This window comes from Burkholderia sp. Bp8986, assembly GCF_003854225.1.
GTDB lineage: Bacteria > Pseudomonadota > Gammaproteobacteria > Burkholderiales > Burkholderiaceae > Burkholderia.
Window position 1 is genome coordinate 1 of record NZ_QTQM01000022.1, and the last position, 16,410, is coordinate 16,410.

17 protein-coding genes and 1 pseudogene are annotated in these 16,410 nt (G+C 65.7%); 12 read left to right on the plus strand and 6 right to left on the minus strand.

Translation table 11 applies throughout. The features are described 5' to 3' along the window. Together DID99_RS37605 and DID99_RS20015 are read right to left on the minus strand one after the other, a co-directional pair. Positions 1-269: pseudogene (locus tag DID99_RS37605) on the minus strand (hypothetical protein); the annotation flags it as partial. Between the two features lie 65 nt (positions 270-334). After that, on the minus strand, positions 335-862 hold the full coding sequence (locus tag DID99_RS20015; protein WP_124487053.1) for an Lrp/AsnC family transcriptional regulator: 528 nt from the start codon (positions 860-862) through the stop codon (positions 335-337). Between the two features lie 165 nt (positions 863-1,027). Here DID99_RS20015 and mdeB point away from each other — a divergent pair, with 165 nt between their 5' ends. From mdeB to DID99_RS20030, 3 genes are all read left to right on the plus strand, one after another. Next, positions 1,028-3,760: an alpha-ketoglutarate dehydrogenase gene (gene mdeB, locus DID99_RS20020; RefSeq protein ID WP_124487054.1), complete on the plus strand. Its 2,733-nt coding sequence runs from the start codon at positions 1,028-1,030 to the stop codon at positions 3,758-3,760. A gap of 129 nt (positions 3,761-3,889) precedes the next feature. After that, positions 3,890-4,312, plus strand: coding sequence for a hypothetical protein (locus tag DID99_RS20025; RefSeq protein WP_124487055.1), 423 nt, complete (start codon positions 3,890-3,892; stop codon positions 4,310-4,312). Next, positions 4,309-4,512 (plus strand): hypothetical protein, encoded by a 204-nt coding sequence (locus DID99_RS20030; RefSeq protein ID WP_124487056.1) that lies wholly within the window; start codon positions 4,309-4,311, stop codon positions 4,510-4,512. The genes DID99_RS20025 and DID99_RS20030 overlap by 4 nt, the downstream gene beginning before the upstream one ends. Before the next feature lie 174 nt (positions 4,513-4,686). Here DID99_RS20030 and DID99_RS20035 read toward each other — a convergent pair whose 3' ends face one another. Continuing rightward, positions 4,687-5,187, minus strand: a complete 501-nt coding sequence (locus tag DID99_RS20035; protein WP_124487057.1) for an Lrp/AsnC family transcriptional regulator — start codon at positions 5,185-5,187, stop codon at positions 4,687-4,689. A 191-nt stretch (positions 5,188-5,378) separates the two neighbouring features. On the opposite strand from DID99_RS20035, the gene DID99_RS20040 reads away from it, so the two are divergent. The 4 genes from DID99_RS20040 to atsR all read left to right on the plus strand — a co-directional run bounded on the left by DID99_RS20040 (position 5,379) and on the right by atsR (position 10,261). Further along, positions 5,379-6,395, plus strand: a complete 1,017-nt coding sequence (locus DID99_RS20040; RefSeq protein ID WP_124487058.1) for a 1-aminocyclopropane-1-carboxylate deaminase — start codon at positions 5,379-5,381, stop codon at positions 6,393-6,395. 613 nt (positions 6,396-7,008) lie between these two features. Next, positions 7,009-7,890, plus strand: a complete 882-nt coding sequence (locus tag DID99_RS20045; RefSeq protein WP_124487059.1) for a helix-turn-helix domain-containing protein — start codon at positions 7,009-7,011, stop codon at positions 7,888-7,890. A 49-nt stretch (positions 7,891-7,939) separates the two neighbouring features. Then, positions 7,940-8,440: a molybdopterin-dependent oxidoreductase gene (locus tag DID99_RS20050; RefSeq protein ID WP_124487060.1), complete on the plus strand. Its 501-nt coding sequence runs from the start codon at positions 7,940-7,942 to the stop codon at positions 8,438-8,440. A 9-nt stretch (positions 8,441-8,449) separates the two neighbouring features. Then, positions 8,450-10,261 (plus strand): hybrid sensor histidine kinase/response regulator AtsR, encoded by a 1,812-nt coding sequence (gene atsR / locus DID99_RS20055; RefSeq protein WP_124487061.1) that lies wholly within the window; start codon positions 8,450-8,452, stop codon positions 10,259-10,261. 58 nt (positions 10,262-10,319) lie between these two features. On the opposite strand, the gene DID99_RS20060 is transcribed toward atsR, so the two are convergent. Next, entirely contained in the window at positions 10,320-10,739 is a 420-nt protein-coding gene (locus DID99_RS20060; RefSeq protein WP_124487062.1) for a secondary thiamine-phosphate synthase enzyme YjbQ, read from the minus strand. A 10-nt stretch (positions 10,740-10,749) separates the two neighbouring features. Then, positions 10,750-11,076: a thioredoxin family protein gene (locus DID99_RS20065; protein ID WP_124487063.1), complete on the minus strand. Its 327-nt coding sequence runs from the start codon at positions 11,074-11,076 to the stop codon at positions 10,750-10,752. 283 nt (positions 11,077-11,359) lie between these two features. Here DID99_RS20065 and DID99_RS20070 point away from each other — a divergent pair, with 283 nt between their 5' ends. The 3 genes from DID99_RS20070 (at position 11,360) to DID99_RS20080 (ending at position 14,586) form a co-directional block, all read left to right on the plus strand. Beyond that, positions 11,360-12,070 carry a flavin reductase family protein gene (locus DID99_RS20070; RefSeq protein ID WP_124487064.1) on the plus strand — a complete coding sequence of 237 codons (711 nt, stop codon included), beginning with the start codon at positions 11,360-11,362 and terminating at the stop codon, positions 12,068-12,070. Between the two features lie 53 nt (positions 12,071-12,123). After that, complete coding sequence (locus DID99_RS20075) at positions 12,124-12,456, plus strand: DUF2322 family protein (RefSeq protein ID WP_124487065.1); 333 nt, start codon at positions 12,124-12,126, stop codon at positions 12,454-12,456. A 744-nt stretch (positions 12,457-13,200) separates the two neighbouring features. Next, positions 13,201-14,586 (plus strand): exopolysaccharide biosynthesis polyprenyl glycosylphosphotransferase, encoded by a 1,386-nt coding sequence (locus DID99_RS20080; RefSeq protein WP_260427291.1) that lies wholly within the window; start codon positions 13,201-13,203, stop codon positions 14,584-14,586. A 101-nt stretch (positions 14,587-14,687) separates the two neighbouring features. Here DID99_RS20080 and DID99_RS20085 read toward each other — a convergent pair whose 3' ends face one another. Next, positions 14,688-15,146, minus strand: coding sequence for an Lrp/AsnC family transcriptional regulator (locus DID99_RS20085; protein ID WP_006486309.1), 459 nt, complete (start codon positions 15,144-15,146; stop codon positions 14,688-14,690). 126 nt (positions 15,147-15,272) lie between these two features. Here DID99_RS20085 and DID99_RS20090 point away from each other — a divergent pair, with 126 nt between their 5' ends. Together DID99_RS20090 and DID99_RS20095 are read left to right on the plus strand one after the other, a co-directional pair. Next, positions 15,273-16,010 carry an AzlC family ABC transporter permease gene (locus DID99_RS20090; RefSeq protein ID WP_124487066.1) on the plus strand — a complete coding sequence of 246 codons (738 nt, stop codon included), beginning with the start codon at positions 15,273-15,275 and terminating at the stop codon, positions 16,008-16,010. After that, positions 16,000-16,302 carry an AzlD family protein gene (locus DID99_RS20095; RefSeq protein WP_162999222.1) on the plus strand — a complete coding sequence of 101 codons (303 nt, stop codon included), beginning with the start codon at positions 16,000-16,002 and terminating at the stop codon, positions 16,300-16,302. The genes DID99_RS20090 and DID99_RS20095 overlap by 11 nt, the downstream gene beginning before the upstream one ends. The last annotated feature ends 108 nt before the right edge of the window (positions 16,303-16,410 follow it).

Below are 16,410 nucleotides of genomic sequence, written 5' to 3' on the forward strand. Positions count from 1 at the left end.
GTCACGCCCCAGATGCGCTCGACGCCCGCTGCCGCCAGCGTCTTCGCCAGGTATTCCGCCATCGTCTGTCTAGCCATCATGCCCTCGCTCGTTGATCGGTCGTCACACGATTGAATCGGCTCCGGCAGCCGCCTTCGCCGCTGACCGAACGAGCATACGCGATCGTGCCGCGCGGCGTCGTGAAGACGCGGGCGCCCCGCGCGGCAAGGCGCAGCGACGCGCAGCGACCGGATCTGCGGCAGTCCGCCCCTTTCGACGGCGTCGGGCAATCGTCGGCGCGTTGTCGCCGTTTCGTCTGAAACCTGAAACCGGACGGGGCGCCGGCGCCCCGCGCTCAGCCCCAGTCGGACGCCGACTCGTCGGGATCGACGAGCGTCAGCCCGGCCGCCGGCAGCGGCAGCGCGGTCTTGTAGCGCACCTGCTTCAGCGCGAAGCTCGACCGGATGTTCGACACGCCGGGAATCGTTGTCAGCCGCTCGATGATGAAGCGCTCCAGCGTGCGCATGTCGGGCATCACGACGCGCAGCAGATAGTCGGCGTCGCCCGACATCAGGTAACACTCCATCACCTCGGGCCGCTGCGAGATCGCCTCCTCGAAACGCTGCAGCGCATCCTCGACCTGCTTCTCGAGGCTGACCTGGATGAACACGTTGATCCGCAGCCCGAGCGGCTCGGGATCGAGCAGCGTGACCTGCTGGCGGAACAACCCGAGCTTCTCCAGCGCGCGCACGCGATTGAAGCACGGCGTGGCGGACAGGTTCACCGCGCGCGCGAGCTCCGCGTTCGTGATGCGCGCGTTCTGCTGCAGCTGGTTCAGGATGCCGATGTCGATGCGGTCGAGCCGACGCGGGTTTGCGCTCATGGTCGAAATATTCCGGAAGAGTGGCCACAACCGGAATATTTACACTATCCGTGAGCGAAATCCCAATGAAATCAGACGCATATTTTGCGGATCGGCGGGTAGCATGATCCGACCGATTGCCACTGATTGCGCGCCGCTCCGAACCGGCGCGCGGGGAGACCTGCGATGACGGACCTGTCGAACGGAATCGACGCCACACGGCGCGCGGGCGCGGCTCACGCCGACGCCGACCCGGAAGAAACCGCCGAATGGCTGGAAGCGCTCGACGCCGTCGTCGCGCACGTCGGCAAGGAACGCGCGCAGTACCTGCTCGGCCGGCTCGCCGCGCATGCGCACACCCGCGGGCTCGCGGCGCCGCGCGGCCCCGTCACGCCGTACCTGAACACGATCGCCGCGCACGAACAGCCGCCGTATCCGGGCGACGCCGAGCTCGAGGAACGGCTGTCCGCCGCGCTGCGCTGGAACGCGCTCGCGATGGTCGTGCGCGCGAACCGCGCATACGGCGAACTCGGCGGCCACATCGCGAGCTACGCGTCGGCGTCGGACCTGTTCGAAGTCGGCTTCAACCATTTCTTCCGTGCGGCGCCGGTCGACGCAGGCCATGAAAGCGGCCCGGGCGGCGACCTCGTGTACTTCCAGCCGCATTCGTCGCCGGGCGTGTATGCGCGCGCGTATCTCGAAGGCTTCCTCACTGAAGATCACCTGAAGCACTACCGTCGTGAAATCGCCGGGCCCGGGCTGTGTTCGTATCCGCACCCGTGGCTGATGCCGGATTTCTGGCAGTTCCCGACCGGCTCGATGGGCATCGGTCCGATCAACGCGATCTACCAGGCGCGCTTCATGCGCTACCTGCAGCATCGCGGGCTCGCGAACACCGCCGGCCGCACCGTGTGGGGCTTCTTCGGCGACGGCGAGATGGACGAGCCCGAATCGCTCGGCGCGCTGTCGCTCGCCGCGCGCGAAGGGCTCGACAACCTCGTGTTCGTGATCAACTGCAACCTGCAGCGGCTCGACGGCCCGGTGCGCGGCAACGGCCGCGTGATCGACGAGCTCGAAGCGCTGTTCGCCGGCGCCGGCTGGAACACGATCAAGGTGCTGTGGGGCTCCGACTGGGATCCGCTGTTCGCGCGCGATCACGCGGGCGCCCTCGCGCGCGCGTTCGCCGACACCGTCGACGGCCAGTTCCAGACCTTCTCCGCGAACGACGGCGCGTACAACCGCGCGCGCTTCTTCAGCGGCGACCCGGCGCTCGAAGCGCTGGCCGCCCAGCTCACCGATGCGGAAATCGACCGCCTGCGCCGCGGCGGCCACGATGCGCGCAAGCTGCACGCCGCGTATGCGCGCGCGCTCGCCCATCGCGGCCAGCCGACCGTGATCCTCGCGAAGACGATGAAGGGTTATGGAATGGGCACGGCCGGCCAGGGGCGGATGACCACTCACCAGCAGAAGAAGCTCGACGTCGACGACCTGAAGGCGTTCCGCGACCGTTTCCGGTTGCCGCTGTCGGACGGCGACGTCGAGCAGTTGAAGTTTTACAAACCAGCGGAAGACAGCCCGGAAATGCGTTACCTGCATGCACGCCGGGCTGCCCTGGGAGGCTATCTGCCCAGAAGGCGGATGGCGGCATCGAAGGGGCTGACCGTCCCTTCGATGCCGGCCTGGGGTGCGTTCGCGCTGGAGGCGGCCGGCCGCGAGATGTCGACGACGATGGCGCTCGTGCGCATGCTCGCCGCGTTGATCAAGGATCGCGACATCGGTCCGCGCGTGGTGCCGATCGTGGCCGACGAGGCGCGCACGTTCGGCATGGCGAGCCTGTTCCGGCAGGTCGGCATCTACTCGCCGCTCGGACAGCGCTACGAACCGGAGGATCTCGGCTCGATGCTCTATTACCGCGAGGACACGCGCGGCCAGATTCTCGAGGAAGGGATTTCGGAAGCCGGCGCGGTGTCGTCGTGGATCGCCGCCGCGACCGCGTACAGCGTGCACGACCTGCCAATGCTGCCGTTCTACATCTACTACTCGATGTTCGGTTTCCAGCGCATCGGCGACCTGATCTGGGCCGCTGCCGACCAGCGCTCGCGCGGCTTCCTCGTCGGCGCGACGTCGGGCCGTACGACGCTCGGCGGCGAGGGCCTGCAGCACCAGGACGGCAGCAGCCATCTCACGGCGTCGACGATTCCGAACTGCCGCGCTTACGACCCGGCGTTCGCGTACGAAGTCGCAACGATCATCGATGCCGGCATGCGCGAGATGGTCGAACAGCAGCGTGACGTGTTCTATTACGTGACCGTCATGAACGAGAACTATGCGCAGCCGTCGATGCCCGACGACGATCCGGCCGCACGACGCGAAGGCATCCTGAAGGGCATGCATCGGCTGCCGTCCGCAGTGAACGCGACCGCGCGCGTGCAGTTGTTCGGCGCGGGCGCGATTCTCGGCGAAGTGCTCACCGCGCAGCGGATGCTGAAGGACGACTGGAATATCGATGCAGCCGTGTGGAGCGTCACGAGTTTCAGCGAGTTGCAGCGCGACGGGATGGAAGCCGAACGGCTGTCTCGGCTCGGCGACGGATCGGCATCGTCGTATGTCACGCGGATGCTTGATGGAACGCAGGGCCCGGTAATCGCCGCGACCGATTACGTGCGTGCGGTGCCCGAGCTGATCCGCGCGTACGTGCAGCGCCGCTACGTGACGCTCGGCACCGACGGGTTCGGCCGCAGCGACACGCGCGACGCGCTGCGCGCGTTCTTCGAAGTCGATCGCGCGAGCATCGTGCTCGCCGCGCTGAAGGCGCTGGCTAATGACGGGGAACTCGATGCGGCGGCGCTGGATACTGCGCGCGAACGGCTCGGCAAGACGGTGCGGCAGCAGCCGGGCGCGGCGCCGTGGCAACGCTGAGCGCGCCATGTAGCGCCCATTTTCGAGATGGCGGGCGAAGACGAATAGGTAGAATAAGTCCATTCGTCAGGAGAATTGCCCGTGCCAACACCGAGATGTTCGAGCTTTTCCGAAGCGTTTCAAGCAAACATGACCGCGCTGCATATGCCCGTTCCCACAACGCTGTTTGCGACCCTGCAAACCGCGGTGGCGAGTGTCAGCACGATGATGGGCGCGCTCAAGACACTAGGTCCGGATGCGACGGTCGCGGAATTGTTTGGCGCGACCACGAAACTCGAAGTAGCAACCGTCGTTGGGGTGATCCTCGGCAGCGTCTATCTGGGCGCGGTCATTGGTAGCCTGATGGTCGCGACAGATGCTGCGTCGGCATGCGGCATCGGCAAACGGGGAACCGACCTGTCCTTGGCGGTTGCGCAATGGGGCGCGCGCCATCGCCTTGCGGTTCATCCATTGATCATGGCGCAAATCCTGCGGCATCCTGAAGTTCTCGCGCCCGGCCCGCATAGTTATCTCGGGTTGAAGGCAAACACTGCAATCCGGAGTACACGATGAAGTGGATTGTGGATCATTTGCTCCTCATCGTCACGGCGCTGATTTGCACCGCCGTAGGATGGACCATCATCGCCGCGACCGGCGAATGGTTTCCCACCCTGATGATAGTGATCGCGTTCGCAACGTTGTGGGGCGATAACGCACGACTGCGAAAGCTACTCGAGCAAAACGGCATCGACCCCAGACAGCGCAAGCGATAGGAGTCGATTCGTTACGCCGGCAAGGAAAGCTATGCCTGCCCCTCTGTTTGATCACGTGAAGATTGGCCCTTGGTTATGCGGCGTCACCGGCGAGGTCCGCGTGCCGGTCGTACTCACTTCGCTTCTCCCGCTTGCCGCTAACGCAGCATGCGCGGCCATCCACATCCCGCTGCACTAAACCGGCAGCGCATGCGTCGACAAAATCTCCTTGAGCACCATGAACGAGCGCACCTGCCGCACGCCGGGCAGGTACAGCAGCTGTTCGGCGTGCAAGCGATTGAAGCTCTCGTTGTCGCGCGTGCGGACCAGCATGAAGTAGTCGAATTCGCCGGTCACCACGTGGCACTCGACGCACCCTGACACCTTCTGGGCAGCCTTCTCGAATTCGGCGAACGCCTCCGGCGTCGAACGATCGAGCACGAAGCCGATCACGACCAGCATCCCGGCACCGAGCGGCTTCGGATCGAGCAACGCGACGATGCCGCGGATCAACCCCATCTCCTTCAGCCGCTCGACGCGCCGCAGGCATGCCGGCGCGCTCAGCTTCACCTTCGCGGCGAGGCTCACGTTCGAGATCGACGCGTCCTGCTGCAGCTGCCGCAGGATCGCGCGGTCGATGCGATCGAGCGCCGGCGCGGCATCGGCGGGGGCGGCGCTGCTGCGATCTAATTTCATTGCGTCTCCGATTGATTCTGCGAACCAAAATTATCTGCCTCTGCTTTTCTACATCGATAACGTAGGCGTTCATCATTTATTTCGCAAGCTCATTTCCCGGCGTCCTGCCTATCATCTTTGCATCGGGACACGGCGCACCGGCCGCACGCGACCGATCCGATTTCCTGCCCACCGTCTTTCGGAGACTGTCGATGAACCTGCAACGTTTCCCCCGTTATCCGCTCACGTTCGGCCCGACGCCGATCCAGCCGCTCAAGCGCCTGAGCGCGCATCTCGGCGGCAAGGTCGAGCTGTACGCGAAGCGCGAGGACTGCAACAGCGGCCTCGCGTTCGGCGGCAACAAGACGCGCAAGCTCGAATACCTGATCCCCGACGCGCTTGCGCAAGGCGCCGACACGCTCGTGTCGATCGGCGGTGTGCAGTCGAACCAGACACGCCAGGTCGCGGCCGTCGCCGCGCATCTCGGGATGAAGTGCGTGCTCGTGCAGGAGCACTGGGTCAACTACGAGGATCCGGTGTACGACCGCGTCGGAAACATCCAGCTGTCGCGAATGATGGGCGCCGATGTGCGGCTCGTCGCCGACGGTTTCGACATCGGCATTCGCCGCAGCTGGGAAGAAGCGATGGAGAGCGTGCGGCAGGCGGGCGGCAAGCCGTATCCGATTCCGGCCGGGTGTTCCGAGCATCCGCTCGGCGGACTCGGGTTCGTCGGCTTCGCGGAAGAAGTGCGCGAGCAGGAAGCACAGCTTGGCTTCAAGTTCGATTACATCGTGGTCTGCTCGGTCACGGGCAGCACGCAGGCGGGGATGGTCGTCGGCTTCGCGGCCGACGGGCGCGCGGATCGCGTGATCGGCATCGACGCGTCGGCGAAGCCGGAGCAGACGCGCGAACAGATCACGCGCATCGCGCGGCATACGGCCGAACTGGTCGGCCTGGGGCGCGATATCGAAGAGAAGGACGTCGTGCTAGACACGCGCTATGCCGGGCCGGAATACGGACTGCCGAACGATGGCACGCTGGACGCGATTCGTCTGTGTGCGCGACTGGAAGGCGTGCTGACCGATCCCGTCTATGAAGGGAAATCGATGCACGGAATGATCGACAAGGTGCGGCGCGGGGAATTCGAGCCAGGGTCGAAGGTGCTGTATGCGCACCTTGGCGGGGTACCGGCGTTGAGCGCGTATAGCGGGATTTTTCGGGAAGGCTGATCTGGCGACGCAGCAGACCGGCGAGGCTTGCGTGAGGTCGGCACTGCCTCGCGGGTGGGCCGCCTCCTGTCGATTCCCACTGGAAAGCCGCCTCGATCCGAGCTGAATCGCGACCGACCGGTACGTGAAGGTCGACGACTGCGTCTGGTCCTTCACGTGGATCCACGACATCGTGCTGCCAATGACGGACGGCCCCTGCGCGCACGCGGCCGACAGCAGCAGCCGCGGCGCCGGCAAACGGCGAACCGTTTCCACTTTCCTCATGTTTTATTTGCGCCGCACTGCTTCGCGCTATCCCGCCCGCGCGGGCGCGTACCCGGCTTGCGCGCGGCGAGGCGAATACAATTCACCCACGCCGACGCGCAGTCCAAGGCTCTCTCAGGCTCTCTGTGGCTCTCTTCGAATCGTTCAGTCACGCGCTGGCTGCCGCGTTTCGCCGGGCCGAATGTGTCGACACCGGCCCCCAAACCTGACGCGGCAAACAATAGTGACGCGGTGAGCAATAATAATGGAGAAAAATGGCATGTCAAGGTGATTCGCATTTTCAAAGTTTGCGTATTGCGTCACTTTTGAATATGCTCTTCGTCGCTCAAACCCAGGAGACCCCATCGAGATGCCCAATAGCGAGCAGGCCAACGTCGATCTCATCACCGCCACCAAGGTGCACGATCTGTTGACGCGCAACGGCATTCCGCCGCGCAGTCACAACACCACGATCGCGAACGTGCTCGGCCTCAGTTTCTCGGTCGTCACGCGCAAGATGAAAGGCCTGATCCCGTGGAACCTGTCGCAGTTGCAGGACATCGCGACGCACTTCGGCGTGCCGCCCGCGATCCTGCTCGACGACAAGGGCACGCAACCGGCCGCCGCCGAGATGATCGATGCGACGCTCGTGATCGAGTCGCGCCGCTTTCGCTGCCGTGCGGCGATCTCGGCGAAGGCCAGCAGCCAGATCGACACGGATTTCGTCGCGCTGCAGTGGCAGGGAGAATGGATCGTCACCGAACGCCAGCACGCGCGCGAAGGCCGCCTCTATCCGGTCGACGTGATCGAACTGCGCTCGAGCCAGCCGACCGTCTACGCGGCGCGGATCGCGGTGGTCGACGATTCGCAGGACGTCGCCGAAACCGTATGCGAATACTTCCTCGAAAAAGGCGTGAACGCGATTCCGTACTACGACGGCGCGTCGTTCCGCAAGGCGCTGGAGCTCGAGGATTTCGACGCCTACATCCTCGACTGGATGCTCGGCGACGAGACCGCGGCCGAGCTCGTGCGCGGCATCCGGTCGAGCGAAAACGGCGGCGCGCCGATCTTCCTGCTGACCGGCAAGATCTCCACCGGCGAGGCGAGCGAGGACGAAATCGCGCACATCGTGTCGCACTACAACGCGCGCTGCGAGGAGAAGCCGGTGCGCCTGCCGATCCTGTTCGCCGAAGTCGCCCGCGAACTGAAGCTCACGCAGCCGGCGCCGGCCGCGGTCGCCGCCGCGAATTGAGAGCCCCCCGAAAACCCATCACCACGCGCACACGAACGAAGGGACCGACATGCGAATTTCGACCATCTGGATCAAGAGCCTGCTCACCGCCGGCCTGCTCGGCATCGCCGCCGCGAGCTGGGCCGCGTCGTTCACGTTCACCGTCGACGGCAAGATCGGCCGCAGCAACCAGCCCGGCAAGACGGTGTTCGTCTTTACCGAGCAGGCGCTGATGGCGCTGCCGCAGCACACGATCGTCACGTCGACGAGCTGGACGCCGAAGGCGACCTTCACCGGCCCGCGCCTGTCCGACGTGCTGAAGACCGTCGACGCGCACGGCACGCAGATCGAGTTCCGCTGCATCGACGAATACACGTTCACGATCCCCGTGTCCGATGCCGACAAGTACGGCGTGATCCTCGCGCGCACGATGAACGGCAAGGTGCTCGGCAACGACAACTACGGCCCGCTGTGGATCATGTATCCGCGCGACCAGTACCCCGACGAGCTGAAGACGCCGCTCGGCGAAGCCAAGTTCGCGTGGCAGATCATCGGCCTGACCGTGAAGTAAGCGCGCGGCATGATGCGCGGGCGGTGGAAGAACAGAAAAATCATCCTGGTCCTGGGATCGCTGTGGATCCTGGGATTCGCCGCGTGGGCATTCCTGCTGTGGGACCTGCTCGCGACGTCGGTCAACGAGGGTGTGCTCGAGGGGCCGCGCGAAGGCGTGTTCTGGACCGCCGCGCAATACCGGAACGCGTATGCGCGCTTCGACCGGCAACTGATCCTCTACTCGACGCACGTGGACGACGACTTCGACCACGTTCAAATGCAGCTCGACAGCCTGTCGGTGTCGTTCGGGTTCCTGCAGCGGCCGTCCGAAGTGTCCGAATACTGGCTGCGCATCCCGCGCGCGCGTGCCGAAATCGCGGTGCTCGGCGCATTCATGGCGCGCCTGAAGCACGACGTGCCGCTGCTGCGCGATGCGCGGAACGATGCGCCACACGTGATCGACGACGTCAACGCGTACTGGCCGAAGGTCAACGGCCTCGCGAACTACTTCCGCGCGATCGAGATGGCGCAGCGCGACTTCACGTTCCATCAGCTGAAGGAAAAGCAGCGGGCGATCCTGTCGCTCGGCATCATCCTCGGCGTGATCCTGTGCGCGCTGTTCCTGCTGCTGTTCTATACGATGCGCACGCGCGAAGACCTGCTCGAACGACAGGACGCGGCGCTCGATGCGGAGCGCAAGGCATCCGATCGCGCGTTCGAGATGATCGAGGCGAAGAACGCGTTCCTCGGGATGGTCAGCCATGAACTGCGCACCCCGCTGCAGGCGATCTGCGGATCGATCGAGATCCTGCTCGCGCGGCCGCAATCCGACGCGAACCTGAAGACGATCCGGCGGCTGCAGAATTCCGCGTCGTCGCTCGAAGCGCTGGTCAAGGACCTGACCGACTACATCAAGCTGCGCTCGACCAAGCGCCTCGCGGAAACCGAAACGGTCGACATGGCGTCGCTGCTCGCCGAGGTGCTCGATCCGCTGCGCGAGAAGATCGCGACCAAGCGGATCGCCGTCGCACAGCGCGTCGAGCCTCGCGACCTCGCGATCCGCTCCGATCGCAAGCTGTTGCGTCAGGTGTTGTCGAACCTGATCGAGAATTCGGTGAAATACACCGTCGACGGATCGATCGACGTATCGGTCATGCTCGTCGACGCACCGGCCGGCCGGCAGTTGAAACTCGTCGTGCGGGACACGGGCGCCGGCATCGCGAAGCAGCACCTGTCGAAGATCTTCGAGCCGTTCTACCGCGCGAATGACGCGGTCGGCCTGCATGTGGACGGCATCGGGATGGGGCTCGCCGTCGTGCGCGAGATCGTGACGACGCTGCGCGGCCACGTGGACGTGCGCAGCGTCGTCGGCGAGGGCAGCGAGTTCGTCGTGACGCTGCCTGCCGAGGTGCCGGATGCCGGCGAAACGGCCGGCGACGCGCCGGCGTGGCCGGCCGCCGCCACGCACCGCAACCGCCGCGCGCTCGTGGTCGACGACAACGACAACGCGCGCGAAACGCTCGGCGCGATGCTGTCGGCGCTCGGCCTCGACGCCGATCTGTGCGGCACCGGCCAGGAAGGCGTCGCCCGTTTCGGCGACACGCATTACGACCTCGTCGTGCTCGATCTCGAGTTGCCGGACCTGAGCGGCTTCGAAGTCGCGCACCGCATGCGGATGGTCGCGCAACCGGACGACGACGGAAAGTTTCCGTCCATTGTCGGTGTCAGCGCATATGAATCGGCCGCGCTGCGCGAGAACCAGCGGGTGTTCGACGAATTCCTGCCGAAGCCTGTTCACCTGCGCGAACTTGGCGCGCTCGTCGAGAAGCTGCTCGGCTGAGCGTGGCCGCGACGCGTGACGGGCGGACCCTCTGACCGCCCGTGGCGCGGTTCCGCGCCTACTCGCCGATCAGATGCAGCACGATATCGCGACGATGCGGGGCGCGACGATGCTCGAACAGATAGATGCCCTGCCACGTGCCGAGCACCATGCGTCCGTGCTCGACCGGGATCGACAGCTGCACCTGCGTGAGTGCCGTACGCAAATGGGCGGGCATGTCGTCGGCGCCTTCGGTGTCGTGCTCGTAACGCGTGTCGTCCTCGGGCGCGAGCGTCGCGAAGTAGCGTTCGAGATCGCGCTGCACCGACGGATCCGCGTTCTCCTGGATCAGCAGCGATGCGGACGTATGGCGGCAGAACACGGTGAGCAGGCCGGTGCGAATCGACTGCTGGTCGACGAACGCGCGCACCTGCGGCGTGAATTCGACGAGGCCGCTGCCGCGCGTGTCGATGGCGATGTGCGTGATGGCCTGTTGCATGGCGATGCCTTCAGGCCAGCGCGGCGAAGCCGTCGGCTTCGATCTGCCGTGCATCGGCGGGGCGCACGACGCGTGCGACCTCGACGCCGTCGCGCAGGAACACCAGGGTCGGCCACAGCTTCACGCGGAACGAACGGCCGAGCGGGCGGCCCGGGCCGTCCTCGATCTTCAGGTGGCGCACGGCGGGGTGCGCCGCGAACGACGCCACGATCGCGGGTTGCGCGCCCGCGCAGATCCCGCACCAGTTCGCGCCGAATTCGATGACGGTCGCGCCGGCGAGTGCGTCGACTTCCGCGCGCGTGGGCGCTTCTTCGGAATAGCGTTGCGGGGTGTGCATCGGTGCCCTCATGTGCGATTCTGGAACGTGATCGCGCCGGGTCGGCGGGTGCGATCGGCGATGTCCTACTGTAGCGGAAAAGCCGGCGGGATGCCGGCGCGCGGACGCGCAAACCCGCCGTCGCAATGGCCGACGCCTTCCGTGCGCCGCCTGCGCACGACGCGCAATTCCCGTTCCTCCGTCGCGCCGCCCCTCCGGATGACACGACAAGAATCGGAGCGCCGCGCGGCCGCGACGGGATCAGCATGCGGACTGATCCGTCAACGAAACGAAGACCCCGACCATGAACGCTCCGCATCGCGTCACCGAACCGAACATCCTCTATTTCGGCACGCCCGTCGTGCTGGTCAGCACGCTGAACCTGGACGGCACGGCCAATCTCGCGCCGATCTCGTCTGCATTCTGGCTCGGCTGGCGCGCCGTGATCGGCATCGCCGCCAGCTCGCAGACCACCCGCAACCTGCTGCACACCGGCGAATGCGTGCTGAACCTGCCGTCGCCGGCGCAGGCGCACGCGGTGGACCGGATCGCGCGCACGACAGGCTCCTGTCCGGTGCCCGACGGGAAACGGGCCAAGGGTTATGTTTACGAACCCGACAAGTTCGGCACGGCCGGGCTTACCGAGGCGGCATCGCAAACCGTGTCGCCGCCGCGCGCGCTCGAATGCCCGGTTCACCTGGAAGCGGTCGTCGCGGCCGCGCACGGCCTCGCAGACGAAACACCCGACCTGCGCGGCAAGATCACGCTGTTCGAGCTGCGCATCCAGCGCGTGCACGTGCACCCCGACCTGCTGATGGACGGCCATCCGGACCGCATCGATCCCGACAAATGGTCGCCGCTGATCATGAGCTTCCAGAAGTTCTATGGACTCGCGCCGCATCAGGTACACGCGTCGCGGCTCGCCGAGATTCCCGAGCGCGCGTATCGCAGCCCCGACATCGAGCGCTCGCGCGACGCGGCCGCGCCGGCCGGTACGCCACAGCCGATCGGATAAGATACGGCCGGCCACCCTCATTGGCCCATGACCGAACCGACGGAGTGTTTTCAGTGATTCAAGCTACCCCAGTATTCAAGGACAACCTCGCGCAATTGCCGGCCATCGACGGCATCGCACGCATCGATCTCGTCGGCGCGAACGGCGACGTGGTCGCCACCATCGAGAACCAGCCCGGCAAACAGGGTTCGCTCGCCGTGTACCACTACCTGAAGCAGGCATTCGGCACGCTTGACGCGAAGGCTGCCGAGCATGGCCTGGCCGTGTTCGCCGAGCACACCGCCGATGCGCGCAACCGCCCCGGCGCACACCCGAACGTCGATCGCCTGCTCGCGATCGTCGCCGGCGGCGAAGCGCTGCGCATCGACGTCGTCGCGAAGGGCTGAGCGACGGCCGGGGCAATGATGCCGCGCGTCGATGCGCGGCACGCACATGCATCTCGCCAATGAGCGCGGGTGTATGCAGGATCGCCGTCCCGCCCGCACCGGCCGGGACACCCGTGCCCGCGTTCAACGCGATCGATGACGGCCTCGCCCCCCGTCATTTTCACGATTTGATGTCCTGACTCAAACCCTCCTCCGCGAAAATCGCCGGCCATCTCGACGGCAAATCACGTCGTCCGTCATTCGAAGACGCCGAAGCGCTCGCGACACATCCCACCGCCCGCCAAGCATGTAGGCCCATCGCGGCACCGCATATCGTCCATGCATCGAGCATGCCGGCATGCTCGCGCAAACACGGCGCCGACAACCCGTGCGATCGATGCCCGGTCGTTCGCAATGCACGCATCGCGAAACGCCCTCACATCGCATTAGTACATGTATCAATTGCTGCCGACCGCATTTAATACACGTCCCATTTAAATCGCATCCCAGGTTACCCAAAATTGCCATGGGTTGAGTCGAATCCAACGCATCGCCCTCCCCGGCACGGACCCGTCCGTATCAAGAATCCGGCCAATGCGATGCACGCGATCGACCTCTAAGGCAGGCAGCGTCCCTTCCCCTCGTCAACCACTCCCGTGAAACGGAAGCAACGGCACCGCCCGGATTTATCCCGGCGCGGTACGGCTCGTTGCGTCCTGCGCGAGGCGACGGACGCCGCATCGAATACATCGGTAGCGAAGGTATATGCACACGGCACTCGAACAGCAACGCGCCGCCGCTCCGTCGGCGATCCATGGCTTCCTCACGCGCATCGTCGACATCACGCTGATCGCGCTCGGCGCCGCGGCGGCAGCCTGGTTTTCTCCCGGCGACGGCATCGATCCGTCCGACAACGTGGCGATCGTCGCGAGCACGGCGGTATTCGCGATGATCCTGTTCCCGGCGTTCGGCGTGGCGCGCATACCGCGCGATCGCGCGACCCATCGCATCGTATTCCTTACCGTCGTGGCATGGCTGCTCGCGCTCGCCGGCTCGGCAATCGTCATGTTCGCGATGCGCGGCGCGTTGCCGGTGCCGCCGAGCGGATTCCTGCTCTGGGCGGCGGCAAGCGGCATCGCACTCGTCGCGTTTCGGCTCGCCGTATGCGCGACAGTCGAACGGATCGTCCACGTGGGCGAACGCACCAGGCCAGTCGCGATCGTCGGCGGCGGTGCACATTGCGTCGCCGTGCTCGAACGGATCGCGCAATCGCCGTCGGCGCGCTATCGCGCGGCAGCCGTGCTCGATCCGGACCGCTCCGCACAACCCGGCGCGAACGGCATCGAAGCCTTTTCCACGCTCGACGCGTTCGCCGCGCACGTGCGGGCGCATGCGATCCCGGAAGTCTGGATCGCGCTGCCGATCACTGAAACCAGCGCCATCGTTCGCGTGCTCGATACATTCCGGCACGACCTCGTCGACGTCCGCCTCGTACCCGACGTCAGCCAGCTCGCGATGTTCGACGGCGCGATGGTCGACCTGGTCGGTGCACCGGCGATCAACCTTGTCGCCTCTCCGCTGTCGCCCCGCGCGCTGCTTCAGAAAGCGATTTTCGATCGGTTGTTCGCGGCGGCGGTGCTGGTCGGCACGGCGCCGCTGCTGCTCGCGATCGCGCTGGCCGTCCGGCTGTCTTCGCCCGGCCCCGTGCTGTTCCGCCAGCTGCGCAAGGGCGCGAACGGCAAGGCGTTCGCGATCTACAAGTTCCGCACGATGCACATGCATGTCGACACGGACGGCGGCGTGCGGCAAGCGACGCCCAACGATCCACGCGTGACCCGCATCGGCGCGTTCCTGCGCCGCACGAGCCTCGACGAAATGCCGCAGTTCATCAACGTGCTGCGCGGCGAGATGTCCGTCGTCGGCCCGCGTCCGCACGCGCTCGAACACGACGACCTGTATCACACGCGGCGTCAGCACGCCGAGCACGAGCTTGACGATTTCCAGCGAATTCCACGGATTGTTGAATGGCTGCATGAATGGCTCGACAAGAAAGACGCACCGCCCGGCGGATCGCATCGCGCACGGCGCGCGTGTTCGTCGATTGCCTCGCGGTTGACCGTTAGTTGCTTGCGCATCGAAGCCGCACCGTGATGCAGCCGGTGCGCGGCGATGCGGCTCGTCCCGCCAGTGTATCGGCCGAATGTCACCGACCGGTGACGATTTGCCGAATCGTCGTCATGCAACCGCCCGCGTTACGTCGGCAGCGCCGACGTGAGCTTGACCTTCTGCATCGGAATGTCGGTCTTGACGCTCAGCACGCCCGGGATGCGCGTCAGGTATTCCATCTGGAAGCGCCGGTAGTCGTCGATGTCGGCGGCCACCACGCGCAGCAGGAAATCGCAGTCGCCGGCCATCAGGTGGCATTCGACCACTTCCGGCATCTGCTGGACAGCCTCGGCGAAGCGGTTCACGGATTCCGCGTCCTGCCCTTTCAGCCACACGCGAGTGAAGATCGTCAGCCCCTTGCCGACCTTCGCCGGGTTCAGCACGGCCACGTATTTCTCGATCACGCCCGCTTCCTCGAGCAGCCGCACGCGCCGCAGGCACGGCGACGGCGACAGCCCGACCTCGTGCGCGAGTTCCACGTTCTGCATGCGGCCGTCACGCTGCAGCGCGCTCAGGATCCGCCGGTCGATAGCATCCAGCTTCATTGGCATCAAATTCCAAAAAAATCGCAAATCACTCGTTCAATGCCAAATTCTCAGGAATATTGGTCCGCAACGCAACCCGATTCGAGTCAAAAAAGCAGACAATCCTACTCCCCCGAAGGAGGAGTAATGAGCAGTAGCGTTTCAACGTCGTCCGGGCTTCGCGACAAGCCCGCCTATGTCGCCGAGATGGGCCGCGGATTGCGCGCGGCGCTGCCCGTCATGCTGGGTTTCGTGCCGTTCGCGCTGGTGCTCGGCGCACAGGCCGCGCAAAAAGGGCTGAGCCTGCTCGAGGTCCCGATGATGACGGGCCTGAACTTCGGCGGCGGCTCCGAATTCGCGGCGATCCATCTGTGGACGTCGCCACCGCATATCGCGCTGATCGTCGCGATGTCGTTCCTCGTGAATTCGCGGCACATCCTGATGGGTGCCGCGTTCGCGCCATACATCCGGCGCCTGCCGCGCCGCCGCGCGTTCGCGGCGCTGTTCTTCATGTGCGACGAAAGCTGGGCGATGTCGCTCGCCGACGCGCGCTCGCGCTCGGCCTCGCACATCAGTGTCCCCTATTACGCGGGCATCTGTTCCGGGCTGTACCTGACGTGGATCTCGATGACGACGCTCGGCGCGGCGGTCGGCCCGACGATCGGCAACGTCGAGCAGTACGGCTTCGACATGGCATTTACGGCCGTGTTTCTGGTGCTGCTGCGCGGAATGTGGAAGGGCATGCGAGCGGGCCGCCCGTGGTTCGTGAGCCTTGTCGTCGCAGCCGGCACGCACCTGGCCGTGCCCGGCGCGTGGTACGTCGCGGCCGGGGCGTGCGCGGGGCTGATCGCCGCGCTGCTGTGGGAGCCGCGCGATGCTGCCTGATTTCGCGACGGTCGCGACCATCGTGCTGATGGCGTCGACCACCTACCTGTCGCGCGTGCTCGGCTACGTGCTGCTGCGCAACCGCACGCTGAGCCCGCGAATGGCATCGGTGATGGAAAACGTGCCGGGTTGCGTGCTGATCTCGGTAATCGCGCCGGCCTTCGTGTCGACGCGCCCGGCCGACCTGCTCGCGCTCGCCGTCACGCTGATCGCGGCGACCCGCCTGTCGATCCTGCCGACCGTGATCGTCGGCGTCGTGTCGGCCGGCCTGCTGCGGCATCTGCTCGGGTAATCGGATCACGCGGGCGGCACATCGAACCGGAAGACGGGCGCGCGATGCGCCCGTTTTCGCATCCGCGTGCGGGGTGCGGTGCGCTGAGGTGCGGCATGACACGACACA